Here is a 3,943-nt window from a genome sequence, read left to right as displayed (position 1 = left end):
GGTGCTTATAAAGTGCGTTGTAGAGATATTCAGCGGGAGATGCGGCGAGATATATTTGTTCCCAACGGTACGCGCCTCTCTGCAGATTTCCCCGGAACTGCAACGACGTTGGAGGTATATGACACCAGCAGCTTTGAGCCAAATCCTCATACAGCGTCTTATGGGGACGCGCCCAATCAAACCGTGTATTACCTCAAAATTAAATATCAGGACGGGTTTGAGGTTGTACGCGCAACCGGTAAAACCGATGGCAGCTTTACGGGCTGCACTCGTGGCCTACTGGGTACCTATGCAAGAGATCATATCCTGCCTACAGATAGTGATGATGAGCGCGGTATAGAGGTAGAAGAATTTATCTACCTGGAGGGCCCTGGCCCACAGCTGGCCTATGCACTGTTGACTGGACACATACTCGGCACCAATGAGGTGCTGCCCAGTAATTGGCACCTCGGTATAGATCCCGCTTATGTGGTGCTGGATAGTTTTGAGAATATCGGCGCCGATTGGTATAAGCCTAGCGACCACGGTAAAGGAAAGATTCTCCGTTTTGATGGTCTGGAAAAAACGGATGGCAAGAAGTTTATCGAGACCGAGATTAATTTATTGCTCGGTGCATTTATGCCTGTCAATGCCGCCGGCCAGCTGGGCTTTCGCCGTATGGCCGGAGTACTTGCCGATGCCGGCACTGTGGCAGCCATCAGCGATGATGATGTTGTTAGCCTGGGCGAACTTAAATACGACTTGGCCGGTGTGCGCAATGTATTTTCTATCCAATGGAGCTGGTTTGAACAGCCGGGATTCGACGGTAAATTCCTGCGCTCCAATAATTTGATCGATGCGGACTCAATCGCGGTTCACGGTGAGGCCAAACAGCACAGTTTAAAGTTTCGCGGCCTGCACAACTCGCGTCATACCTATACCACCATTAAAAACACATTTGATGCTCTACGGGACAGATTTGCAGGTCCGCCGCTGCGTGTACGCCTGGGGTTGTTGCCCAGTAATAACGACTTGGAAGTGGGGGATATCGTACGGGTAAGCCTGCCTCAATTGCGTGACCACTCCATTCATGGAGACAGACCCTATGATTTTAATTTTAATAGTGGCGCGGAAGATTGGACCCCGCGCTCCGGTATTACTACATCCGATGTGAGCGGCGGGATACTCGCTGTAACGGTCAACGGGGAAAATCCGTGGATCAGTCGCACATTCTCGCCCAGTTTTTCAGGGACGGATCTGCCTTTTATTAAAATGCGTGTACGTCGCACCAGTGATGAACTTATTGCTGCAGGCACTGGCAGCAAGCTGTTTTTTAAGCATACGGAGAGTTCAAGTTACTTTGCTGCTGGCGCCGAGGAAATGCTGGACCTGATTGAACGCATGAATGCCACCAAAGGGGAATGGCAGGAGCTGGTGCTGGACCTATCCCAGGTAAGCGACTGGACCAGCAAACAAATTGAATTAATCCGTATCGATATTGGCCACGACCACACTGTAGATTACAGCTATGAGGTGGACTATATCCGTCTTCTACCTACTTTAGGGTTGGATGAATACAGTCTGGATCGTGCGATGGAAGTCCAGCGTATCAGCATCGATCAGGTGAGCGGTGCCGTTACCGCAGAGTTGTTTGGTAGTTACCAGCCCGCCGGCATGATTGCCGATCAGGCTGAAAGTACCAGCGCAGAATTACCCGATGCCTGGTATGAAAGCGAAGGCACGACAATGTCTTCGGCGGGCCTATCTATCGATGCCAGTGGCTTCCTCACGGCAGACGGCACTCTAGCCGGAAATACTGATAATCGTGCAATTTATTACCATGCCGGCGACCTTACCATCCCCTCGGGGCGCACCCTTTCGGTGACCAATAATGTAGAACTGCGCGTGCGCGGTGTGCTGCAGATTGAGGGCAGTCTACAAGGTATTCCCGGTAATAATGGCACCGGCTTTTTAGGCTCGTGTCGCGGGGGTGCTGGGAATTTATCGGGGAAATTTAATCGTACGGGCTATTTATTTCGAGCGAGTCGCGGCGACGTAATAACCGGTCGCAACGAGGTGATGCCACCGCTCAATATTGAAAATAATGCAGGGGATTTACAGGGTGTCCCTGACGACCTGCGGGGTACTGGCGGGGCTGATGGAGGAGATAGTTATTATTATCTCAGGGCGGATGACGCATTTGAGCGGGATGGCACTGGAGGGGGCGGCGGTCGTGGTGGTGCAGGTGTTCTGATTGTTGCTAGAGGCATTGCCTTTGGTGTTGCTGGTGCGATGAAGACTTCTGGCAGTGATGGTGGTGAGGGCGGTACCGGGTTTCGCAATATTGCCGGCGGTAGTGGGGGAGGCGGCGCGCCTGGCGGTATTGTGTTGTTGGTTGACGGCACTCAAAACCCAATGCCGGTGCTCACCAATAGCAAAATTATGGCCTGTTATGGCGACAGCCCCGATAGCCCAGGCCGTGCAGGGCAGGGCGGTACTTGCTTGGGCACTGATGCGGTACGCCTGTTGTTTGTACCCAAGTCCCGCATCCCCTACCCAGATCACGAAGACCCGGCGTTGGACCCTGACCTACAGGCGGCCATGGCTGCGATTGCGGCAGCAAAAGCGGATGCTGAGGCCGCGTTAGAAGATCTGGATCAGATTGCGGCAGATGGGCAGCTGCATCCCTCAGAAAAATTACAGGTGATTAGAGAGCACCTTCAGCTCACCCAGGAGCAACCGGGAATTGATGGCCAGGCCGATGAGTATGGCATCGTGTTGGAGCGCGGCGATTATGATAGCGCGTTAGCAGCGCTTGGTAGTTACCTACAGGGGCTCAGCCCCGCTTGGGATGACCCGGTGCAGGCGACCCCTATCAGCCGCACAATTTGGAATGCCAACTGGACTGCAGTGTATAGCGCCCGCCAGGTATTGCTGAACAGGGTTGCCGAAGTTGCCCGTGAGTCTGCGGAGGGGGCTCGCTTTGTTTTTGGAGTGGACTATCGGGTTAACCCTGACAGCTGGCCGCAAAACAGCGACTACGACAGCAGCAACAAATATACATTTACCGTCGCTAGCAGTTCAGTGGGTGATGGCTACCTGCATATGCTGCTATCTGATGCCGAGGGTGTGCAGCTGGCATTCAATGGCGATTCCTTGGGCCCAGTAAATGGACCGGATGGTGCAATCCGTTGGTATGGTTTCCCTGTATCTATTGTTGAGGGGGACAACGAAGTCGCCATCTGGGCTGCTGGTAGCGATGGTGGCAGTGTACGGGGCGTGGTAGTGACTCAGGGTGGTGTGGGAGACCCGGAGACCATGTTGGATGCGCTGGCGGCACAAGGGCAGGCTGATAGTGCTCTGCAGGCTGCTGAGGGTGCTCAGTCTGACGCAAGCAACGCACTGGAAGACCTTGGCGATATTGCCGCTGACGGCAAGCTTCACCCCTCAGAAAAGCTTCAAGCAAACCGTGAATATAATGACCTGATTGGCGAGCAATCAGGCATTGAAGGACAGGCCGACTCGCTTGGAATCTCTACAGACAAAACCAATTACAGCAGTGCGATTTCTGCATTAACCAGCTACTTGCAAGGGTTGAGTCCGACCTGGAACGCCACCAACAGCACCACCAGTATTGTTCGCAGCACCTGGAACGGAAAGTGGCAGGATGTTTATAGCCGTCGCCAAGTGCTGCTCAATACCATCGCATCGGTTTTAAAGCTGCTGGCAGACAATGCCCAGAGTGCGGCCGATGATGCCGGCAATGCGGCGGCAATTGCCCAGGGCGCCGCATACAGTGCTCAGGCAGATGCGGATTTAGCCCTGGGTGATCTGGATGATATTGCCGCAGATGGCCAGCTGCATCCCTCTGAGAAAAAACAGGCCGAGCGGGAATATAAAAGCTTCCTCGATGAGCAAAATGGTATTGAGGCAAGCGCAAGTACTTACGGCAGCGAGCTGGATA

Annotated in this window: 1 protein-coding gene; it reads left to right on the top strand. The window is 53.5% G+C overall.

Going from position 1 to position 3,943, the window contains the following annotated elements; translation table 11 throughout:
- Window positions 1-3,943 (top strand): hypothetical protein (locus MO867_RS20845; protein WP_252472692.1); only part of this gene is annotated, 3,943 nt, incomplete at both ends.

Source organism: Microbulbifer okhotskensis (assembly GCF_023895975.1).
Taxonomy (GTDB): domain Bacteria; phylum Pseudomonadota; class Gammaproteobacteria; order Pseudomonadales; family Cellvibrionaceae; genus Microbulbifer; species Microbulbifer okhotskensis.
This window is presented reverse-complemented; position numbering and strand designations above follow the sequence as displayed.